A 19,764-nucleotide genomic window follows, 5' to 3' on the forward strand; every position below is an offset into this window, starting at 1 on the left:
TCGTTCAGCCTTTAATCTCCTGCGCCAACCCCTCGAACAGCAAGGCGACGGCTTCAGCGCCAGGGTCGTTGTTTCCCATCAGGTTTTCCTCGGGAACATAAGCGGCCCGACCGGCCTTGGCACGGTGAATATTTGCAGTGCTGTCCGCGCCTTCGCGCGCTGCATGTGCAGCTTGGACCAATCCCAAAGGCAGAGCGTCCAAAGCGGGTGCCAACGCGTCGATCATTGTCCTGTCGCCGACCTTCGCGCCCCCAACCTGGCTGACGCGGTTCAAACCTTCCGCCAAAGACTTCGGGATCGATGCGCCACTGGCGCAGGCGTCTCCTGCTGCATTGAAAAAGATGGCAAGAATGACCCCTGAAGAACCACCCATTGTTTGGCTGAGTTCGTTGCCCAAAGCCGGAAAAAGTTGCGTCAGATCCGCAAGTGGCATTCGGTCCAGACTACCCTGCAGAGCCCTGGCCGCAGTTGCCAATGTGCTGCCGGTATCTCCATCGCCGGACTTGGCATCTAACTCATTCAGGTCCTTCTCAGCATTTATCATCAATTCGGACAATCGCGTGATCGTTTCCTTCGTCGCGGGATTGTTGGATGGAATAGGATCAATCGGTGTCAAGCCATCAGGCAAAGGCGCGACTTGAATTGGATCAATAGAATTGACGCCTGGCCATGCCACGAGAGCGACCGGAGCTTCAAGCGCCGACAGTTCGCCTTCGCTCACGGGCAAGACAGAAACAGAGAATCCGTGCATGTCCAGAGATGTCATCATTGGCGAAGGACCGATAATGTGACGCGCCATCCCTGTTTCGGATAACGCGTGCGTCAACACGGACATTTCCAGCGGGGTTGTAGACCCGAGGTTGTTAACCAACGCAACACATTCCCCCGAGCTAATCCGTTGTTTTAACTTTCCTACGACGGTGGACATAGCCGTGACCGCATTGGCAAAATCCACCTGCTCAACACCCGGTTCGCCATGGATTCCCAAGCCCAACTCGGCTTTGCCCGGTGCAATCCTGTCCTCTTTCGGAGATCCCGGAACGGTGCAGGTATCGAGGCTCATCCCGATACTGACCACTTTACCGATGACGCTTTTTGCAGCCTTGGTCACTGTGTCCAGGTCAGCGCCATCTTCCGCAAGCGCGCCTGCAATTTTGTGTACGAACAAGGTCCCGGCCACACCACGCGGCTGCGGCAGATCCGGCAAGGCGATGTCATCATCGACGACCACCATCTCAACCTTGCGCCCCAAGGCGCGGGCGCGTTCCGCCGCAAGCCCAAAGTTCAACCGATCACCAGTGTAATTTTTCACAATTAGCAAACACCCCGCCTCACCGGTCACGGCCAGAATGCCCGCAAGAACCGCCTCAACTGAAGGCGATGCAAACACCTCTCCACACACAGCCGCAGTCAGCATGCCAGCCCCGACAAACCCAGCATGAGCAGGTTCGTGACCAGACCCGCCACCAGACACCAATGCCACCTTGGATTTGTCCCAATCCGAGCGGTAAACCACCTTGATATGCGGGTAGCCGTCCAATCGGGTCAATGCGCCGCCAGAAGCGGCCAAAAGACCGTCAATCGCCTCTGTTACAAGGGTTTCTTTGGTGTTGAGGAACTGGGCCATGCTTTTGCTCCTTAAGTCACGCGTGCGCCAGAGGCGTCAAAATACAATGGGTTGTGCGGGCTTATTTTGATCGTTTGCCCAGCGGGGTAATCCTGATGAACATCGATCAAGGTCACGACCGAGTGGCCGTTCAAATCTAGATGCAATCGCGTTTGGTCACCCAGATGTTCGGCCCGGATGACACGAGCATCACTGCCCTCGCCTTCCACGATATGCTCGGGACGTAAGCCAATCTGAGGGCCTTTATGGTTCCCGCCAAACAAGTGAGATGGCAGAATATTGATCCGCGGCAATCCCAAACGGCTGGCGACATAGACGCTGCGCGGGTTTTCATAGATGTCCCGAGGCGTGCCGTACTGAACCAACCTGCCCTCTTCCAGCACGCCGATATGCGTTGCCATGGTCATCGCTTCAACCTGGTCGTGGGTCACGTACAGAAGCGTGGACCCCAAATCCGCCTGAATTCTCTTCAACTCAACTCGCAAGTCCGCACGCAGCTTTGCATCTAACGAACTAAGCGGCTCGTCCATCAAAAAAATCTGTGGATCGCGCACCAGCGCTCGCCCAATCGACACCCGTTGCATTTCGCCGCCGGACAGTTCGGTAGCTTTGTTGTCCAGCTTATGCGGGATTTGCAGTATCTCTGCGACTTCATTCACTTTCTTTGTGATTTCGTCTTCTGGTGTCTTTAGGATCGGAGATCGTAGCGGAAAAGACAGGTTTTCGCGCACCGTCATATGCGGGTAAAGTGAGTACTGCTGGAAAACCATCGCAACATCACGTTGAGCGGGTGTTTCAAACCCCACATCCCGACCAGCTATGTGAATTGAGCCGGAATCGAGTTTTTCAAGCCCGGAAATCAACCTTAGTGTAGTCGTCTTTCCGGCGCCAGTCGGGCCCAGCAGCACGACAAAAGCGCCGTCGGGGATCGTAACCGAGATATCATCGACTGCCTTCAGGCTGCCGAAGGACTTTGAGATGCTTTCCAGAACGACTTCAGCCATGACCCAATACCTCATCGTTCAGAACCGACCTGAGAGCTTTGCCCGTGGACTCTTTGAACAGCGTGATGGTCGGAGACCTAAACTCCAGACCCACAGTTTCGCCGGGATTTACCGTCTCGCGCGCATCAATACGGGCTTTCAGCTCTCCATTCGGACTCTGTAGCGTTACGATTTGAGTTGTCCCAAGGTATTCTGCCGCCAGAACTTTGGCCCTATAGTCGCTTGTGTCGGACAGAAACACGTGCTCGGGACGAACACCAAACACCAGATCTCCCTCGGCCCCTTCCATCAGTTTGGGAACAGCCTCATCGTGTCCGTTCAACCGGACCAACTCAGAGCCGGGTGCGACCTTGCCCCGAAACGGCAAAAAATTCATTGACGGAGACCCAATGAAGTCTGCGACGAACATTGTCGAGGGCTTGTCGTAAATTTCCTGAGGCGTGCCAAACTGCTCTATTTCGGCGTTGTTCATCACGACGATCTTGTCGCCCATCTGCATGGCTTCCAGCTGATCGTGCGTGACATACACCGTGGTCGCACCCATGCGATCATGAAGTGCACGCAGTTCCTCAGCCATATGCTCGCGAAACTCAGCATCCAATGCGCCTAGAGGCTCGTCCATCATGAATGCTTTGGGTTCACGCACAATCGCGCGTCCAAGCGCGACGCGCTGTCTGTCCCCACCAGAAAGCCCGCCAACAGGGTTGTCCAGAATGTCTGTTATCCCCAGAATTTCGGAAACTTCTTCCACTTTGGCTTTAACAGCTGAGCGCGGCATCCCCTGCGATATCAACGGATAGCTGATATTCTTACGCACGTTCATATGTGGATACAGCGCAAACATCTGGAACACGAATGCAATGTCTCGCTCTGATGGGGGTCGCTGGCTGATTTCTTCGCCGTCGAGATAGATCTCACCCGATGTTGGAAGCTCCAAGCCTGCGATCATCCTCAGCGTCGTTGTTTTGCCGCAGCCCGATGGACCAAGCAGCATGAAGAATTCACCATCTTCAATCGTGAACGAGCTTTCCCGCACAGCGGTGAAATCGCCGAACATCTTCTTTACGTTTTTGACAACGATCTGGGCCATTTCTACTCCGGAAAATGGCTGACGATGATGAACATGACAGTTCCGATCAGCGTAACGATGAAGGAATAAGTGAACGCCCAAAGGACGAACGGTTGCATCAGCATAAATACGCCGACCGCGATGAGGATGGTCGCGACCATCTCCCATGGGCCTCGGCGAAAACGCATTAATCCTGATAGAAACTCGCTCATTTGCGCACCGCTCCGAATGTGATCCCGCGCAGCAGGTGTTTGCGCATCAGGATGGTGAAAATCATGACCGGAATCAGGAAGATCGTGGCACCAGCCGCAACTGCAGGCCAATCCAGCCCACCGATCCCGATGATGGTGGGAATAAAGGGCGGCGCGGTCTGCGCATTCGCGGATGTCAGCAACACGGCAAACGCATACTCGTTCCATGCAAAGATAAGGCAGAAGATCGCTGTCGAAGCGATACCCGTCGCAGCCTGCGGCAGTACAACTTTGTAAAACGCCTGAAACCGCGTGTAGCCGTCTATTAGTGCCGCTTCCTCGTACTCTCGCGGGATTTCGTCGATGAACCCTTTCAGCAGCCAAACAGCCAACGAGATGTTCACACCCGTATAGAGAAGGATCATCCCCAAATGCGTGTCGCTTAGACCGAGGTTTCTGAACATCAGGAAGATTGGGATCGCAACGGCGACCGGGGGCATCATTCTCGTACTGAGGATGAAGAATAGAAGGTCATCCTTGAGCGGCACCTTGAAACGGCTGAATGCATAAGCAGCCAAGGTGCCAAGGAAGATGCTTAGGAACGTCGATCCAAACCCGATGATCACCGAATTCATAAAACGCTCGCCAAACTTGGATGGCCCGACAATAACCATGTCATATTGCCGGACGATCTCATCGGCCCAGTTCTGTGGCGGGTTTGCTTCCAGGAACTCCTGCGTCTGCCGTGTGCGAGTGGTGAAGAGATTGACATAGCCTTCAAGCGTTGGGTCAAAGACAACCTTGGGCGGATAGCTGATCGCGTCGGCTGGAGACTTGAAGCCAGTTAGCAAAATCCAAACCAGCGGGATCATCGTGATCAGCGCATAGGTGATAACCAGAAACCCGGCGATCCACTTTGAACGGTTCGAAGGTTCGGTGACGGAAAAACTGCTCATCTCTGTTTCACCTTGTTCAGGGCTTTGACGTAGATCGACGCAAGGCCGAACACGGTGACGAAAAGGATGATCGCATAGGCCGAGGCATAACCCGTGCGCCATTTCTCAAAGGCTTCGCGCTTCAAATTGATGGAGGTCAGCTCCGTAACAGACCCTGGCCCGCCGCCCGTCAGTTGCACCACCAGATCGAACATCTTGAAGTTCTCGATCCCTCTAAACAGCACCGCCAACATGAGGAATGGCAGGACCATCGGGATGGTAATCGTAAAGAACTGGCGCAGCTTGCTGGCCCTGTCGATCTCAGCTGCCTCGTAGATGTAATCGGGAATACTGCGCAGCCCGGCCAGACAGATGAGCATCACGAAGGGGGTCCACATCCAGGTGTCGACAATCACGATGGACCAGGGCGCCAGCGTTACGGACCCGAGCATCTCAAAGCTCGACGGGTCTTTGCCGGTAAACCACGATACGATGTAGTTAAACAGACCGATCTGGGGCTGATAGAGAAACTTCCAGAAGTTCCCGACGACGGCAGGCGACAACATCATCGGCAGCACGATGATCGTGGTCCAAAGATCATTGCCCTTGAATTTCTTGTTGATCAACCACGCCAGAGTAAATCCGATCAGGACTTGAAAAAAAATCGTCCAGAACAGGAAATGCGCCGTCGCCTGCATGTTCAGCCAGGTGTCCGAGTCCGTCAGGATACGCTCGTAATTCCTGAGCCCGACATCTTTGACTTCACGGCCGATCCGGTTGGCCTTGTAGTTGGTAAAGCTCAGTTGGATGGTCCAGATCAAAGGGAAGATATTGATCGCCAGCAGTAGAAATATCGTTGGGGAGATGAATACCCAGGCGATCGCGCGGTCGGATAACCCCCGAATTTTTCGCGCAACTCGCTCGGGCGTTGCCTGCGCAACGCGATCTACGGTCCTGTCAGACATCTCTTTGCCAGTTCTTGTTGGTTTAGGACTCACGGGTGAAGGTAGAGCGGGTTTGCACCCGCTCCTGCCTGTGTCCGGACTAAAGCTTGCCTTCGTCTTCGAAGACTTCCGTCCAATCTTCGATCAGAAGATCAAGCGCTTCTTGAGCTGTGCCTTGGTCGGCAACCACGTAGTCGTGGATGCGCTTCTGCATTGCCAGCAGCAGTTCCGCGTAGGCAGGCTCTTGCCAGAAATCCTGCACCCCGGCCATTGCTTCGAGGAAGTCACCGGCGAACGGTTGGCTGTCTACGAAACCAGGATCTTCCAGCACCGAATTATGTGCTGAGTAGCCGCCTAGTTCCCACCATTTGGCCTGAACTTCTGGCTGCGCGAACCACTTAATGTACTCAAGCGCGGCGTCCTGTTTGTCAGAGTAGCTGACAACAGAGATACCTTGTCCGCCCAGTGTCGAGCCTGCCTGATTTTGTGGTGGGTTCACGAAGAAGTCGATCTTGTCACCACCGGTATTGGGATCGGCATAGAGACCCGGGAAGAACGCGAACCAGTTCATAGCCATGGCGACCTGACCGGACTTAAAGGCGTCCAAGCTCTCTCCCATGTAGGAGTTTGTGTATCCTGGGGGTGTCGCTGTTTTGTAGAATTCTTTGTAAAACTCTAGCGCTTCGACTGCTTCGGGCGAGTTTACGGCACCCTCCATATCGTAGGATCCTGGTGTGTTTTCATATTTGAAGCCCCACGGATAGAGCGCTCCGGTCACACCCATGGTGATCCCTTCGGACCCACGCTCTGTAAAGATCGCCGCACCGTAGACCGTCTTTCCATCGATCTCACGACCCTGGAAAAACTGCGCGATTTGCAGCAATTCTTTCTGAGACTGAGGTTCACGCAAATCTTGCCCTGTTGCTTCCTTGTACGCAGCTTGGATGTCCGGATTCTCGAACCAGTCCTTGCGATAGAACCAGCCGTTTGCATCCCCCATTGCGGGCAATGCGTAGTAGTTCGGAGTACCTTTAGGCCATGTCGAATAGGCGTAAACCGTTGCCGGCGCGAAATCGTCCATGCTGATGCTCTCGGCATCGAAGAAATCATTCAGTTTTACATAATGACCATTTTCAGCGCCCCCGCCGATCCACTGACTATCTCCGATCAACAGGTCACAGAGCTTACCCCCAGAGTTCAGCTCATTCAGCATCCGGTCCGCAAAATTTGGCCACGGCACAAACTCGAAGTTCATAGTATGGCCGGACTCAGCTTCGAATTCTTTTGAAAGCTCAACTAGAGCGTTGGCCGGGTCCCATGCTGCCCAACACAGTGTCAGGTCTTCGGCATATGCCCTTGTAGAAAGAGTAGTAGCGGCAAGGACTATTGCGCTGGCCGAGGCCAGTTTTGAGTAAGTCATCCATTCCTCCCTTTTTTTGCGCCGTCATTCGAGGATGTGCGAATCGCGGCATGTCTATAAGGCTATTTGAGGTACGCACCTCAAGTCCAGAAAATTTTGAGGTTCGTACCTCAAAATCACCGCCGACACATCGATATCTCCCAGTAATAATATGCTTTTACTAAATATTTCTTCTTCTCGATCACTCAGGTTCATCAAGCGCAAAGGAAGAAGGAATTCGAAATCAAACGCGCTGATTCTTCAAATCAAGGCACCGACGGTATTGCATTTCCAACCCGAGCTTATCCATGATTATGCCGAAGCCCAATTCTTGCCGTTCAACCAAGATTCCAATGTAGGATCGCTAGGAGGGCGCTAGCCAGCCTCACCACACGGATATCTCGACAAGCCAGGACCCCAATTATGAGTAAACTCACCATTGTCCGGATGAACCGCTACCCAATCAAAGGTTTGAGCCCGGAACCACTAAGCACCATAAACCTGCGAGCGGGTGACGGCATTCCTGGTGACCGCCTATTCGGCTTTGCCCGCTACAACTCCGGTTTCGACCCTCGAGATCCAAAACCATTGAGAAAAGACCGCTTTGTTGTGCTTTTGAACGAAGCAAGACTGGCTGGACTGCAAACCAAATTCGACGCTCAAACTCAATTGCTGGAAATTAAGCACGGAAGGAAAACTCTCCACTTCGATATGAGTGAGCCAAACGGGCAATTGGACGCGGCGAGTTTCCTCAATAACACACTCGACTTAAGAGACCCCGAACCGCCAGTGTTTGTCTCTTCCCATCCGCATCGATTCACAGACGTTTCGGTCGTGTCGCCAAAAATGATGAACGCAATTTCCGTTCTCAACCTAGCGTCTGTTGATGCACTTAGTAGAGAGCTCAATGTGGAAATACACCCGGCAAGGTTTCGTGCGAATATTGAATTGGACGGACCACCTCCATTTTCCGAGTTAGACTCTGTCGGCTCAACCTTGGCCTTTGGCGATGTGAAGCTAATTATAATTTCGCGAACAAAAAGATGTGCCGCTACCGAAGTTAACCCTCAAACAGCCGAACGAGACTTGAAAATCCCGTTCCTTATTCGAAAACACTTGGGCCACATGGATATGGGCGTGTACGCAGAGGTTCAGGAGAAGGGAACCCTAAACGTAGGCCAACATGGAAAGATAACGCAGTAGAACAAGTATGAACCAATCTCAGCTAGGCTCTGGACCCATTGATTTGGATGCAGGTGCTGTCAGACGAATTTTAACCAGTCTCAATTTGACTCAAAATCGTGAACCTATCCGGAACAAAGTTGACGCCACTCGTCAAGAGCGGCGGTTCGCGTCAGCTTGAAGGAGTCTCGGCTGGTGAGGGATATTTCCTGGTTAAAGTGGTTGTATACGTAGGAATGGTCGGAAGCGAAATTCTGTAAACTTCGAATGCGCCTTAAACCCTGCATCGCGCGCTCGCGTTGTTGATACGGCAGGTGCGAGTTCTCGATGCGGTTGTTGAGCCACCTGCCCGTCGGTTGTTTTTCGAGCGTGCCCAGCTCTCTGACCGCGACTCTGTGTCCGGCGAAGCGAGCCGTGACGACGGTTTCCGCTTTACCGCATCGCTTCATTAATTTCTTGAGGAATTTCAATGGTACAGCTTTGTTTCGACGTTTGGTGACAACTGCTTCCAGCACTTCGCCCTCATGATCTACGGCCCGCCAGAGGTAATGTTTCTTGCCATTGACCTTCACAAAAACCTCATCCACATGCCACTTCCATTTCGAGAATGCGCGCAGTTGTTGCACCCGCTTACTTCGGATCTCAGAGGCAATCATCGGACCGAACCTGTTCCACCCATATCGGACAGTTTCGTGGCTCACGTCGATGCCTCGCTCGTGCAGCAGAACTTCGACATTCCGAAGTGAAGGCGAGAAGCGGATGTATAACATCACCGCAAGGCGGATGATCTCGGGGCTGGTTTTGAAATACTTGTAAGAGGCAGGATTAGTCATGGGCACAAGCTACGCAACACCCCTGCCCGCTCACCCCAAGTTCTTATGACAAGACCCTTTTGAATGTTCATTGGTTTTCGCGATTCAGGTCTGCTTCCGGGTCGATGTAGCAATGGTTCTTGGCATGCCAAGGGCGTCACTTCACTCCGGCGAAGAGTATTTGTTTCTTGCGGTCTGCATCCCTTTGACACAAAACGAAATCGTTCTCATGCAAAAAGCCCTGAGGGGAGGACGCAAGTAAGAAATGCCCAAAATCATCTCGCCCTGCGACTAGCGCAACCAAAGTTTTCACGCCATTCTGCTGTTTCATTGAAGGCTTTATGAAACGCAACGCCGCACCAATGCGTCTATCGTCTGTGTTATTGGGCCCGGATGCGTGAAAGAGATGCCCGTGATGCATGGATGCCTGCCCCGCACGCAATTCGGCAGCAACTGCATCTTTTTCGTTCACATCGACTGCGATTTCCTGCCCACGTGATAACAGATTGTTTTCGCTGAAAGTGTCCACGTGAGGCACGATACGGCTTTTGTGGCTGCCAGGAACAAACTTCATACACCCGCTTTGCTCAGACGCTTCTGAAATCGCAACCCAACAGGTAACCTCTTCAGCATCATCCAATCCCCAATAGGTCAAGTCTTGGTGCCACGAGACTATCTTCGATGATCGCGCTTCTTTTACGAAAAGTGCACCGCTCCAAACCATGAGGTCCGGCCCTAACACCGTTGAAGCAGCCTCAATCAGCTTCGGATGGCGAAGTAGTGCATCGAATGATGGTATCAGCCTGTCCGGATAAGAATATAGAAGCTTAAGTTTATCTGGGTCGTCTCTGAGAATGCGCTCTGCTTCCTCAAAATCATTGCGCAGCGCTTGGACCTCAGAAACTGTCAGGATATCCAGCGGAGCTACGAAACCATCTCTTTCATAAGTCTTTGCAATATCACGCGTTCGTTTATCCATTGTCATTATCCGGAAAAGTTAACTGCACCTTCATTGATCGGCTTCGATCGGACGCAACCTCGAAAGCAGTGACGGCCTCGCTAACCTCGAAGGAATGCGTCACCAACTGGTCTACATTTATTAGCCCGCTTCGCATCATCTCGACCGCGACTGAGAACTCGGAATGGAAACGGAAAGACCCGCGAAGTACAATCTCTTTTGCAGTCAACGCCTGCATCGGCACTGTCATATCTCCGCCCAGACCAAGCTGAACCAATGTTCCACCCGGGCGCAAGCATGCGACGCCAGAAGCCAGAGCCGATTGAGCCCCAGAACACTCCAGTTGTACATCAACCTGGCCCTTTTCGTTTTCAAACTGCTCCAGTTTTTGCGGATCGGTGTAGGTGTTGATGACATCGTCTGCCCCGCATTCACGCGCCAGAGCGAGGGTCTGGTCCGAGATATCCGTCGCCACTATTCTGGCCGCCCCAGAACGACGCGCCGCCAAGATCGTGAGGCAGCCGATTGGACCGCATCCCGTGATAAGTACCGTTTTACCTGAGAGGCTCCCGACTTGTTTAATCGCGTGCAAACAGACCGCCAAAGGTTCGGCCATAGCGGCCTGCGCAGGACTTAACCCATCTGCAGGAACGCATTGACTGGCTTTCGCTACGAGTTTGCTTTGAAAAGCGCCTTGGATATGCGGGAACGGCATCGCACTGCCATAGAACTTCATATCAAGACAGTGGTTTTGCTGCCCGTTCAGACAATAAAGGCAGGATTGGCAAGGTCGGGATGGAGAAACTGCAACCAGTTGACCTAAATGCAACCCCTGCACACTTGACCCAACTCTCACTATTTCCCCGGCGATTTCGTGTCCAAGCACCATCGGTTGACGCAACTTGATCGCGCCGAAACCACCGTGGTTATAATAATGCAGGTCAGAGCCGCAAATCCCTCCCGCGCGCATGGCAATCAAGACTTCGTCTGGCCCCACGTCGTGCACATCCCGGTTTTCCAACCTCAGATCTTTTGCGGCATGGATAACAACAGCAACACTGGCCGAAGACATTGCACGGACTCCCTATACAGATTGCCAAAAGATACGGATAGTCGGTGCTGACAACCAAGGGATTTTTGCATGACGCTTGAAATGTTTAGCCTAGAGGGAACACGCGCGCTCGTAACAGGCTCTAGCCAAGGCATCGGATTTGCGTTGGCTTGTGGTTTGGCTGCCGCCGGTGCGCAGGTCGTTTTGAACGGGCGCGATGCCACTAAACTAGCGTCAGCAGCATCCGAGCTGAGCGAAACAGGTGCCTCGGTACGCGAACTTTCGTTCGATGCAACCGATCATGAAGGTGTCCGATCTGCCGTCGACGACTTTGAAGCAAAGGTCGGCCCGATAGACATCCTGATAAACAACGCCGGAATGCAACACAGGACGGAGTTACAGGATTTCCCCGCTGATGCCTTCGAGCGCCTGCTACAGACAAATGTAGCGTCCGTCTTTCACGTCGGTCAGGCTGTGGCACGGCACATGATTGAAAGAAAGTCTGGTAAGATCATTAACATTGCGTCGGTTCAATCCGCATTAGCAAGACCGGGTATTGCGCCTTACACGGCGACAAAAGGTGCCGTGACCAATCTTACAAAAGGAATGGCAACTGATTGGGCTAAGTATGGTCTAAACTGCAATGCCATTGCGCCTGGATATTTCGATACGCCTTTGAACGCCGCCTTGGTTGCCGACCCAGAGTTTAGCTCATGGCTTGAGAAACGTACCCCGGCCGGCCGCTGGGGCAATGTAGAAGAACTTGTAGGCGCCGCCATTTTCCTTGCTTCCCCTGCATCCAGTTTCGTCAATGGTCATACTCTCTATGTCGATGGTGGAATAACGGCGTCACTTTGATCTGCAGCTTCCAATCGCCTGCTAAGTAAGACCGACTTAGATATCGTTCATAGCGCCGACCCCAAGGCAATCACCACAACCACCATTAATGAAGCGGCCATCGCAATATTGATCCTTTGATGCGATCTCTCGCTTAAATCAAGGCTACCCAGCTTTGCGCCAGCACCCAGCCAGATTATGTGCACTGGCACCCAAATCATATTGAATACTACGATTTTTATGACGACCTCCCAAACGGGCGCATCGGGCAAAAAGGCAAACCCTGAAAACAATGCTGTGCCGACCACGTAAGCCTTGGGATTGATGAACTGAAGTGTCAGACCGTTCGCAAAACCAAGCGGCGAAACCGCAGGAGAAAATCCGACCTTTGAGCCGGCGCTGGCAATACGCCAGGCGAGAAATACCAAATACCCGACAGAGGCGAATAGCAACAAAGTTCTAAGCACCGGTACAGCCAAAGCAACCGCAGCGACTCCAGAGACAACTAACATCATGTTGATGAACCCGCCCAGCATCAGACCAGCCACAAAGGCGAGTCCAGCTCGAAAACCAAAAGCTGATCCAATACCCGCGGTTGTTAGAACACCCGGGCCCGGCGTAATCAGTAGAAAGAAAACCGCGACAGCAAACTCAAACACTTTTCAGATTGGCCTATTACAGATCTCTGCATTCCGGCACAGCTGTGATCACCGATCCGTCCTTATGGTGTTGCAGCAGATTGTCGACAGTCAGGTCACCCATTGCTGCACGCGTCTCAAAAGTCGCGCTACCAGCGTGAGGGAGCAGAACGACATTGGACAACTCGCGCAATGCTTTTGGAACGCGCGGTTCGTCCTCGAAGACATCAAGCCCTGCCCACCCGAGCTCACCGTTTTGCAATGCACTAATTAAGGCAGTTTCGTCGACAACTGAACCTCGACTAACGTTTATCAGAGTGCCGCCTGCCCCCAACGCGCGCAACACCTCAGCGTTGACCAGCCTATTGGTCGACGGGCCGCCGGGCGTGATGCATATGAGGACGTCCACATGCTCTGCCATTTCAACCAAATTGTCGAAATATCGGTACGGGACATCCTTTTGTTTGCGGGTGTGATATGAGATTTCGGGTGCCCACGGCTCCAACTTATCAACAATCGCCTGACCAATGCGACCAAGACCAAGAATGCCTATTTTTTGATTGTCCGCTGATCGCGTCAAAGGGGCATTACCTTCAACTTCCCACCGTCCGGACCGAACGTAATTATCGTCACGTGTGAGCTCTCGATAACAAGACAGCAACAGCAGAACGGCGGTGGTTGCGACTTCTTTGTTCAACACATTGGGCGTGTGAGTCACAACAATTCCTCGCTCAGCCGCAGCACTTGCGTCGACGGCGTCGTAGCCGACTCCATAGACGCTGATTACCTTCAAATTACTGAGTGAAATCATTAGGTCATGCGGAACGCCATCATGCCCGTTCGTTACGATATGCGTAATACTTTCCGCGTTGAAATCGTCCAATTGTTGAATATTGAACACTGAGGACAGGCGTTCTCGCATCCGTTCAGTGATCCCTCCGATTTGCAACAATTCAGTCATCTTGGCCGACCTTTTGCCGCTGAACACCAAGCCCATCGATACGAAGCTCCATGACGTCGCCCTTTTTCAGATAAACTGGTTCCGGTTTGATCCCCATTCCAACACCGGGCGGTGTTCCGGTTGAAATGACGTCACCGGGGTGCAGTGTAAAAAGTTGGCTTAGATGCTCAATGATCTCGGCAACGGAAAAGATCATCGTGGCGGTATTCCCGGTTTGCATGCGCTGACCGTTTACATCCAGAGACATACCAAGACTCTGAGGATCCGGCACCTCATCCCGGGTCACTAGCCACGGGCCGGTAGGGCCAAAAGTGTCGCAGGATTTTCCTTTGGTCCATTGACCTGTCAGTTGCGTTTGAAAATGCCTTTCCGACACGTCGTTTACAATGCAATAGCCCGCAACATATTCGAGTGCGTCGGCCTTGGAAACATATTTGGCTGTCTTACCAATGACGACCCCCAGTTCGCATTCCCAGTCGGTATGTGTAGACCCCCGCGGCATAACAACATCGTCATAAGCACCAATGACAGCCGAGTTCGCCTTGAAAAAAAGTATCGGATGCTCGGGAATATCTGCGCCGGTTTCTGCAGCATGGTCCGAGTAGTTCAAACCGATGCAAAGAAATTTGCCGATGTCACCGACACACGGCGCGATACGAGGGTCACCCTCTACAATTGGCAGGTTGTTTGGATCCAATGACCGCAGGTTATCAAGCGTTCCGTCATCCAACATATCCCCCGTGATATCATTGATATGAGCGGACAGATCCCGCAATTGACCCTCAGAGTCGACCAAGGCTGGCTTTTCCGAGCCCTTGGCTCCGTAACGAACAAGTTTCATTTCTGTTCCTTTTAGTGGTTATCGCGTGGCATGAAGCCTCGCGCGATATCGCGGTAGTTTTCTGCACCCTTGAGCGTCATACCGCGATCCAACCGATCTACTTTTTCGCGGAATAATTCCTGCCACGGGGATTGGTTGGGCGGGGTTGAATAACCACCCTTTGCCTCCAGATCGCGGGCGCGTTGATGCAGTTCTTCGAGCGAAACCAGCATATCTGCTGTGCCTTTGCCAAGATCGATGCGCAGTCGGTCACCATTTCGCACCAAAGCCAATCCACCACCCTCTGCAGCTTCGGGTGAGGCATTCAGGATAGACGGACTTCCTGATGTACCGGATTGCCGTCCATCACCGATGCAAGGAAGAGCTTCGATGCCCTGTTTCAACAAATATGAGGGCGGCCGCATGTTCACGACCTCTGCAGCACCAGGGTATCCTTTTGGTCCCGCTCCGCGCATAATCAGAATACAGTTTGCGTCGATGTTTTCTGCAGGATCATCAATCCGATGGTGAAAGTCCTCAGGCCCATCAAACACAACCGCCCTGCCCTCAAATGCATCCGGATCATCCGGGTTCGACAGGTAGGTCTCTCGAAATGCCTGTGAGATCACAGACGTCTTCATAATCGCACTCTCGAACAGGTTGCCCGAGAGATTGATGAACCCCGCCTGTTGCTTAACCGGGTTACTGACGGGCTTGATTACGTCGCTATTCTGAGACCGGCGTGCCGAGCAATTCTCGCCCATTGTCTTGCCGTTCACCGTTATCGCATCGGGATGCGGCAGCAATCCAGCATCAAGAAGCTCTCCGATAACGGCGGGTACACCTCCGGCCTGTTGGTAGTCTTCGCCCAGATACTTACCCGCTGGCTGCATGTTAACCAACAGTGGAACGTCGTGGCCAAGTTTCTGCCAGTCATCGTTGGTCAACGGAACACCAAGATGCCGGGCGATTGCATTCAGGTGGATCGGCGCGTTCGTCGATCCGCCAATCGCAGAGTTGATAACAATCGCATTCTCAAAAGCCTGACGTGTCATCACATCGCTCGGGCGTAGATCCTCCCAGACCATGTCCACAATGCGTTTACCCGTTTCATAACTGATTTGACCGCGCTCTCTATACGGGGCTGGAATGGCTGCTGATCCGGGCAATTGCATACCCAAGGCCTCAGCAAGCGAATTCATGGTCGTTGCTGTTCCCATCGTATTGCAATAACCCACCGAAGGTGCTGCGGCGGCTGCGATTTCCATGAACTCATCGGTGTCAATTTCGTCAGCCGCAAGGTCTTCGCGCGCTTTCCAAATAACCGTTCCCGATCCGGCGCGTTCACCTTTCCACCAACCGTTGAGCATGGGGCCGACCGACAGGGCAATCGCTGGGATGTTGACGGTCGCAGCGGCCATAAGAAGCGCGGGCGTGGTCTTGTCGCAACCAATGTTCAGAACAACGCCATCAATCGGATACCCGAATAGACTCTCAACCAAGGACAGATAAGCCAGGTTGCGGTCGAGTGACGCCGTTGGCCGTTTACCTGTCTCTTGTATCGGGTGGACCGGTATTTCGATGCACGTTCCCCCGGCGGCGATGATTCCATCGCGAACACGTTTGGACAATTCGATATGATGCCGATTACAGGGGCTCAAATCACTGCCGGTCTGAGCAATGCCAATGATCGGTTTGCCTGATTGCAGTTCCTCACGGGTCAATCCGTAATTCAGGTATCTTTCCAGATACAATGCCGTCATCTCAAGGTTCTCAGAATTCATGAACCACTTGCGAGATCGCAAATCGTTTTTTGATACTTTTGTCATTGGCCTGACCAACCCCCGTCAATTATGTGCGTGTGTCCTGTAGTGAATGCACTTTCATCGCTCGCCAGATAGACGACCAATGCAGCAATCTCTTCTGCTTTCGCTACACGCCCCATAGGCTGACGCGCCACAAATTGTGCAAGGGCCTCTTCTCTGCTGCCCAGTTGCTCGCCCAACGCATCTACGCGGTCACGCCAACTGGGACTGTCGACTGTTCCCGGACAAATGCAATTGCACCGGATTCCTTTTGTTATGAAGTCCACGGCTACCGATTTCGTCAGCCCGACAACAGCGGCTTTTGTCGTTCCATACACAAAACGATTTGGCGCACCGATTATGGAACCCAGTGCGGAAGACATATTGATTATCGAGCCTCCGCCACGCTCTAGCATTCCCGGCAATACAGCCTTTATCGTGCGCACCATTGAGCGCACATTAAGGTCCATGGCGAAATCCCACTCTTCATCGGTTGCATCCAGAATAGTTCCGTGATGCACGAACCCTGCGCAGTTGAACAAAACGTCCGGCTTCGCTCGCGCGACCCCATGATGAATGCTGTCATTATTCGTCACATCCATCTCGAATATTTCGAGATTTTCGAGATTCTGACCGCGAATCAAATTTAGTTGTTCAGGGTTAATATCCGTCGCATAGACCTTTGCACCCTCTCTTGCCATTGCAATTGCGCTTGCGAGTCCGATCCCCTGTGCGGCGGCTGTGACCAGGACGCTTTTTCCCTTAAGTCTTTCTGACATATAAATATTCCGACCTCAAAAGTGGCGACTGGACAAGTGTTACGTCGTCCCACAGATCAACCGAGAAGCAAAGAAACCTTGGCGGATATGCAACGACTTCTGGCATGTGGGCCCAGAGCCGTTAGCGTATGACAGAGATTTTGGTTTGGCCATAACCATACGTGGCGCACCTTCGGAAGGACAGTAGATGATGAGCAAGCAGTTCAAAGTGGCTCTGTTGGGAACCGGCCTGATGGGAGCTCCTATGGCGCGGAATATTTTGCGCGCCGAGTTTCCGCTCACTGTATGGAACCGCAGCTTGAAAAAGGCAAAACCGTTGACAGCAGAAGGCGCGACATTGGTGGAAACTGCCCCGCTGGCGGTTTCGGGTGCAGACGTAATAATAACCATGCTCTCGGATGGATACGCGACCGGCGCGCTACTTGCTGACGAGGCTTTCCGCGAGCAACTCAAACCGGGGATGATCTGGATTGATATGTCGAGCGCCAAACCCGAACACGCAAGAGAGCAATCCGCGCAGCTTTCCTCGATGGGGGTGCTGCATCTGGACGCCCCGGTTTCCGGTGGCACCAAAGGTGCCGAAGCTGGCACCCTTGCGATCATGGTCGGTGGCGATCAGGACGTTATGGAGCGCGTGCGACCAGTTCTGACAGCAATGGGCCGGCCTGTGCATGTTGGCCCAAGTGGTTCTGGTCAATTGTGCAAATTGGCCAATCAAACAATTGTCGCTGTAACAATATCGGCAGTCGCCGAGGCGACTCTACTGGCTCAGCAAGGCGGTGCGGACCCCACCGCGTTAAGGGCCGCACTAAAGGGGGGCTTTGCGGATAGTATTATCTTGCAACAACATGGCGAACGCATGTCTGATGGAAATTTTACACCCGGGGGTTTGTCTAAGTTTCAACTAAAGGATTTGGACAATACGCTGGAGGAAGCGGGAAGCCTTGGCGTTGAGCTACCTAGCACCCGATCTGTGCGCGACCGTTTCGTATATCTGATAGACGAAATGGATGGGGCCGAACTGGATCATTCAGCTTTGTATCTAGAACTCAAAAAACGGAACGGAATGCTGTGACGCGGATCCTGATTATAGGCGGCGGAGGAATGCTGGGCCAGAAACTGGCCCATCGCGTGTCGACCCAAGAAACTTTTGGAGCGGATGCCCAAGTCTCACTGTTCGATCTCTCGTTCCCGCCCGACAGTGCGACAGGTAATCAAATTGTGGGGAACTTGACTGCGTCAGGCATAGCTAAGTCTTTTGCTACGCAGCGGCCAGACGTCATTTTTCATCTTGCAGCTATCGTTTCAGGCCAAGCTGAAACAGACTTTGCGTTGGGTTGGGATGTAAACCTTATGTCAACGTGGGCACTGCTGAACGCACTTAAGGATGAACACGAAGCTTCAGAAAGCGAGTACACACCTCGCCTGGTTTTTGCCTCGTCCATAGCAGTTTTCGGGTCACCATTCCCCGAAAAGATAAGCGATGAATTCCTCTCGGCACCTTTGACAAGTTACGGAGCGCAGAAAGCGGCGGCTGAATTGATGATCACGGATTTCAGCAGGAAAGGATATATCGACGGTATTTCCTTGCGCTTGCCCACTTTGTGTGTGCGCCCGGGCAAAGCCAACGCTGCCGCTTCGTCCTTCTTTTCGGGTATAATCCGAGAGCCATTGAATGGGGGTGAGGCTATCTTGCCAGTTGCCGAAACTGTTCGTCACTGGCACGCCAGCCCCCGCGCCGCTGCGACTTTTTTGACCCACGCAGCAACAATGGACACGCAGCTTTTGAATGACAGACGCGCATTGAACATGCCTGGCGTAAGTTGCACCGTCGCCGAACAAATCGAAGCTCTGCGCAACGTGGCCGGCCAAGAAGCGGTTGGCCTAATCAGGCAAGAACCCGACGAGACAATCGAACGAATAGTCAAGAATTGGCCGCGAGACTTTCAAACAGATCGCGCTCTGGAGTTGGGGTTCGAGGCGGAATCAAGCTTCGACGAAATCATTCAGGTGTATTTGGAAGACGATTTTCGGCTTTAGTCGCCCATCGTCTTTCCAGTTAGGTGGCGTTCCAGGTGGTCGTGAATTTTCTCTCGTGTTAACTGCTCATCCCCTGACAATGCTGCTTCAAGTATATCGGCATGGTGTCTTATGTTCTGAGAAATGAATTCAAAGTTCCGGTCTGCCACCATCAACTGCTGTCTGAATTGCGCGTAAACTCGGCTATGCATTTGTTTTAAAGTTTCCGAGCCACAGGCAGAAATAAGTGTTTGGTGAAACTCCTTTTCCGAGGCAAACCATATCTCGATAAGGCCGCTCGGGTCGTCTGTGGCGTGAATGCGTTTTTCGATATGGCTGAGTTTGTGATGTGCGGCCGTCAATCTTGCTTCCCAATCCACCCCGCCATTACGGATCGACATCGCGGTGCCTTCGGCCTCCAACAGAACACGGACGTGCGTCAATTCGATAAGCTTCTGCGGCGAACGCATTGGCACGCGGAAACCTTTTTGTTCCTGAAAGTCCACCAAACCAACAGCGGCCAAACGAAAAAGGACTTCACGAACGGCGCTCGCAGAACAGCCATACACTTTACGAAGTTCTTCAGCCCGCACCTTCGCTCCATGCTCGAATCCATTAGAGATCAGGCGCATCTTAAGATCTTGATAAATATCTATTTCGTCGTTCATTCCAGTACGCACCTTCAAGTTTTGTCCAAGTAGCGTCCTAACCTTATTTTCGAATTATCGCAAGA

The 19,764-nt window shown here is 52.7% G+C and carries 20 protein-coding genes; 4 read left to right on the top strand and 16 right to left on the bottom strand.

What is annotated here, in order from left to right; translation table 11 throughout:
* Positions 1–4 precede the first annotated feature (4 nt).
* The 7 genes from ACR0AY_RS05300 to ACR0AY_RS05330 all read right to left on the bottom strand — a co-directional run bounded on the left by ACR0AY_RS05300 (position 5) and on the right by ACR0AY_RS05330 (position 7,190).
* Positions 5–1,627 carry a dihydroxyacetone kinase subunit DhaK gene (locus tag ACR0AY_RS05300; RefSeq protein WP_170511813.1) on the bottom strand — a complete coding sequence of 541 codons (1,623 nt, stop codon included), beginning with the start codon at positions 1,625–1,627 and terminating at the stop codon, positions 5–7.
* An 11-nt stretch (positions 1,628–1,638) separates the two neighbouring features.
* Positions 1,639–2,631 carry an ABC transporter ATP-binding protein gene (locus ACR0AY_RS05305; RefSeq protein WP_170511811.1) on the bottom strand — a complete coding sequence of 331 codons (993 nt, stop codon included), beginning with the start codon at positions 2,629–2,631 and terminating at the stop codon, positions 1,639–1,641.
* Positions 2,624–3,721 carry an ABC transporter ATP-binding protein gene (locus tag ACR0AY_RS05310; RefSeq protein WP_170511808.1) on the bottom strand — a complete coding sequence of 366 codons (1,098 nt, stop codon included), beginning with the start codon at positions 3,719–3,721 and terminating at the stop codon, positions 2,624–2,626. Before ACR0AY_RS05310 ends, ACR0AY_RS05305 begins: the two co-directional genes overlap by 8 nt.
* 2 nt (positions 3,722–3,723) lie before the next feature.
* Positions 3,724–3,912 carry a hypothetical protein gene (locus ACR0AY_RS05315; protein WP_170399676.1) on the bottom strand — a complete coding sequence of 63 codons (189 nt, stop codon included), beginning with the start codon at positions 3,910–3,912 and terminating at the stop codon, positions 3,724–3,726.
* Positions 3,909–4,847, bottom strand: a complete 939-nt coding sequence (locus ACR0AY_RS05320; RefSeq protein WP_010442361.1) for a carbohydrate ABC transporter permease — start codon at positions 4,845–4,847, stop codon at positions 3,909–3,911. Before ACR0AY_RS05320 ends, ACR0AY_RS05315 begins: the two co-directional genes overlap by 4 nt.
* Entirely contained in the window at positions 4,844–5,791 is a 948-nt protein-coding gene (locus ACR0AY_RS05325) for a carbohydrate ABC transporter permease (protein ID WP_170567725.1), read from the bottom strand. The genes ACR0AY_RS05320 and ACR0AY_RS05325 overlap by 4 nt, the downstream gene beginning before the upstream one ends.
* A 79-nt stretch (positions 5,792–5,870) precedes the next feature.
* Positions 5,871–7,190: an extracellular solute-binding protein gene (locus ACR0AY_RS05330; protein ID WP_170424759.1), complete on the bottom strand. Its 1,320-nt coding sequence runs from the start codon at positions 7,188–7,190 to the stop codon at positions 5,871–5,873.
* Positions 7,191–7,592: 402 nt separating this feature from the next.
* Between ACR0AY_RS05330 and ACR0AY_RS05335 the strand changes: the two genes are divergently transcribed.
* On the top strand, positions 7,593–8,372 hold the full coding sequence (locus tag ACR0AY_RS05335) for an MOSC domain-containing protein (protein WP_170512754.1): 780 nt from the start codon (positions 7,593–7,595) through the stop codon (positions 8,370–8,372).
* Between the two features lie 104 nt (positions 8,373–8,476).
* Here the strand turns inward: ACR0AY_RS05335 and ACR0AY_RS05340 are convergent, their stop codons facing one another.
* The 3 genes from ACR0AY_RS05340 to ACR0AY_RS05350 form a co-directional block, all read right to left on the bottom strand.
* Positions 8,477–9,184 carry an IS6 family transposase gene (locus ACR0AY_RS05340; protein WP_170512752.1) on the bottom strand — a complete coding sequence of 236 codons (708 nt, stop codon included), beginning with the start codon at positions 9,182–9,184 and terminating at the stop codon, positions 8,477–8,479.
* 136 nt (positions 9,185–9,320) lie between these two features.
* A complete protein-coding gene (locus ACR0AY_RS05345) occupies positions 9,321–10,142 on the bottom strand; it encodes a phytanoyl-CoA dioxygenase family protein (RefSeq protein ID WP_480453795.1) in 822 nt (273 codons plus the stop codon).
* Positions 10,135–11,193, bottom strand: a complete 1,059-nt coding sequence (locus ACR0AY_RS05350) for an L-idonate 5-dehydrogenase (RefSeq protein WP_170512748.1) — start codon at positions 11,191–11,193, stop codon at positions 10,135–10,137. The genes ACR0AY_RS05345 and ACR0AY_RS05350 overlap by 8 nt, the downstream gene beginning before the upstream one ends.
* Positions 11,194–11,262: 69 nt before the next feature.
* On the opposite strand from ACR0AY_RS05350, the gene ACR0AY_RS05355 reads away from it, so the two are divergent.
* Complete coding sequence (locus ACR0AY_RS05355) at positions 11,263–12,030, top strand: SDR family oxidoreductase (protein ID WP_170512746.1); 768 nt, start codon at positions 11,263–11,265, stop codon at positions 12,028–12,030.
* 47 nt (positions 12,031–12,077) lie between these two features.
* Here the strand turns inward: ACR0AY_RS05355 and ACR0AY_RS05360 are convergent, their stop codons facing one another.
* From ACR0AY_RS05360 to ACR0AY_RS05380, 5 genes are read right to left on the bottom strand one after another with little or no spacing between them, the layout of a single operon-like run.
* Positions 12,078–12,668: a LysE family transporter gene (locus ACR0AY_RS05360; protein ID WP_170466286.1), complete on the bottom strand. Its 591-nt coding sequence runs from the start codon at positions 12,666–12,668 to the stop codon at positions 12,078–12,080.
* Positions 12,669–12,684: 16 nt separating this feature from the next.
* Complete coding sequence (locus ACR0AY_RS05365) at positions 12,685–13,569, bottom strand: 2-hydroxyacid dehydrogenase (RefSeq protein ID WP_480453798.1); 885 nt, start codon at positions 13,567–13,569, stop codon at positions 12,685–12,687.
* A 31-nt stretch (positions 13,570–13,600) separates the two neighbouring features.
* Positions 13,601–14,449: a fumarylacetoacetate hydrolase family protein gene (locus ACR0AY_RS05370; protein ID WP_170512742.1), complete on the bottom strand. Its 849-nt coding sequence runs from the start codon at positions 14,447–14,449 to the stop codon at positions 13,601–13,603.
* Positions 14,450–14,460: 11 nt separating this feature from the next.
* Complete coding sequence (locus tag ACR0AY_RS05375) at positions 14,461–16,257, bottom strand: IlvD/Edd family dehydratase (protein WP_480453800.1); 1,797 nt, start codon at positions 16,255–16,257, stop codon at positions 14,461–14,463.
* Positions 16,254–17,012 (bottom strand): SDR family oxidoreductase, encoded by a 759-nt coding sequence (locus ACR0AY_RS05380; protein ID WP_170512738.1) that lies wholly within the window; start codon positions 17,010–17,012, stop codon positions 16,254–16,256. The genes ACR0AY_RS05375 and ACR0AY_RS05380 overlap by 4 nt, the downstream gene beginning before the upstream one ends.
* A gap of 190 nt (positions 17,013–17,202) precedes the next feature.
* Here ACR0AY_RS05380 and ACR0AY_RS05385 point away from each other — a divergent pair, with 190 nt between their 5' ends.
* Both ACR0AY_RS05385 and denD read left to right on the top strand, forming a co-directional pair.
* Positions 17,203–18,087, top strand: coding sequence for an NAD(P)-dependent oxidoreductase (locus tag ACR0AY_RS05385; RefSeq protein WP_170512736.1), 885 nt, complete (start codon positions 17,203–17,205; stop codon positions 18,085–18,087).
* Positions 18,084–19,052, top strand: coding sequence for a D-erythronate dehydrogenase (denD, locus tag ACR0AY_RS05390; protein ID WP_480453802.1), 969 nt, complete (start codon positions 18,084–18,086; stop codon positions 19,050–19,052). The genes ACR0AY_RS05385 and denD overlap by 4 nt, the downstream gene beginning before the upstream one ends.
* Here denD and ACR0AY_RS05395 read toward each other — a convergent pair.
* A complete protein-coding gene (locus ACR0AY_RS05395; RefSeq protein ID WP_170396177.1) occupies positions 19,049–19,699 on the bottom strand; it encodes a GntR family transcriptional regulator in 651 nt (216 codons plus the stop codon). The genes denD and ACR0AY_RS05395 overlap by 4 nt on opposite strands.
* Positions 19,700–19,764: the final 65 nt, after the last annotated feature.

The organism is Ruegeria sp. A5 (assembly GCF_056543005.1).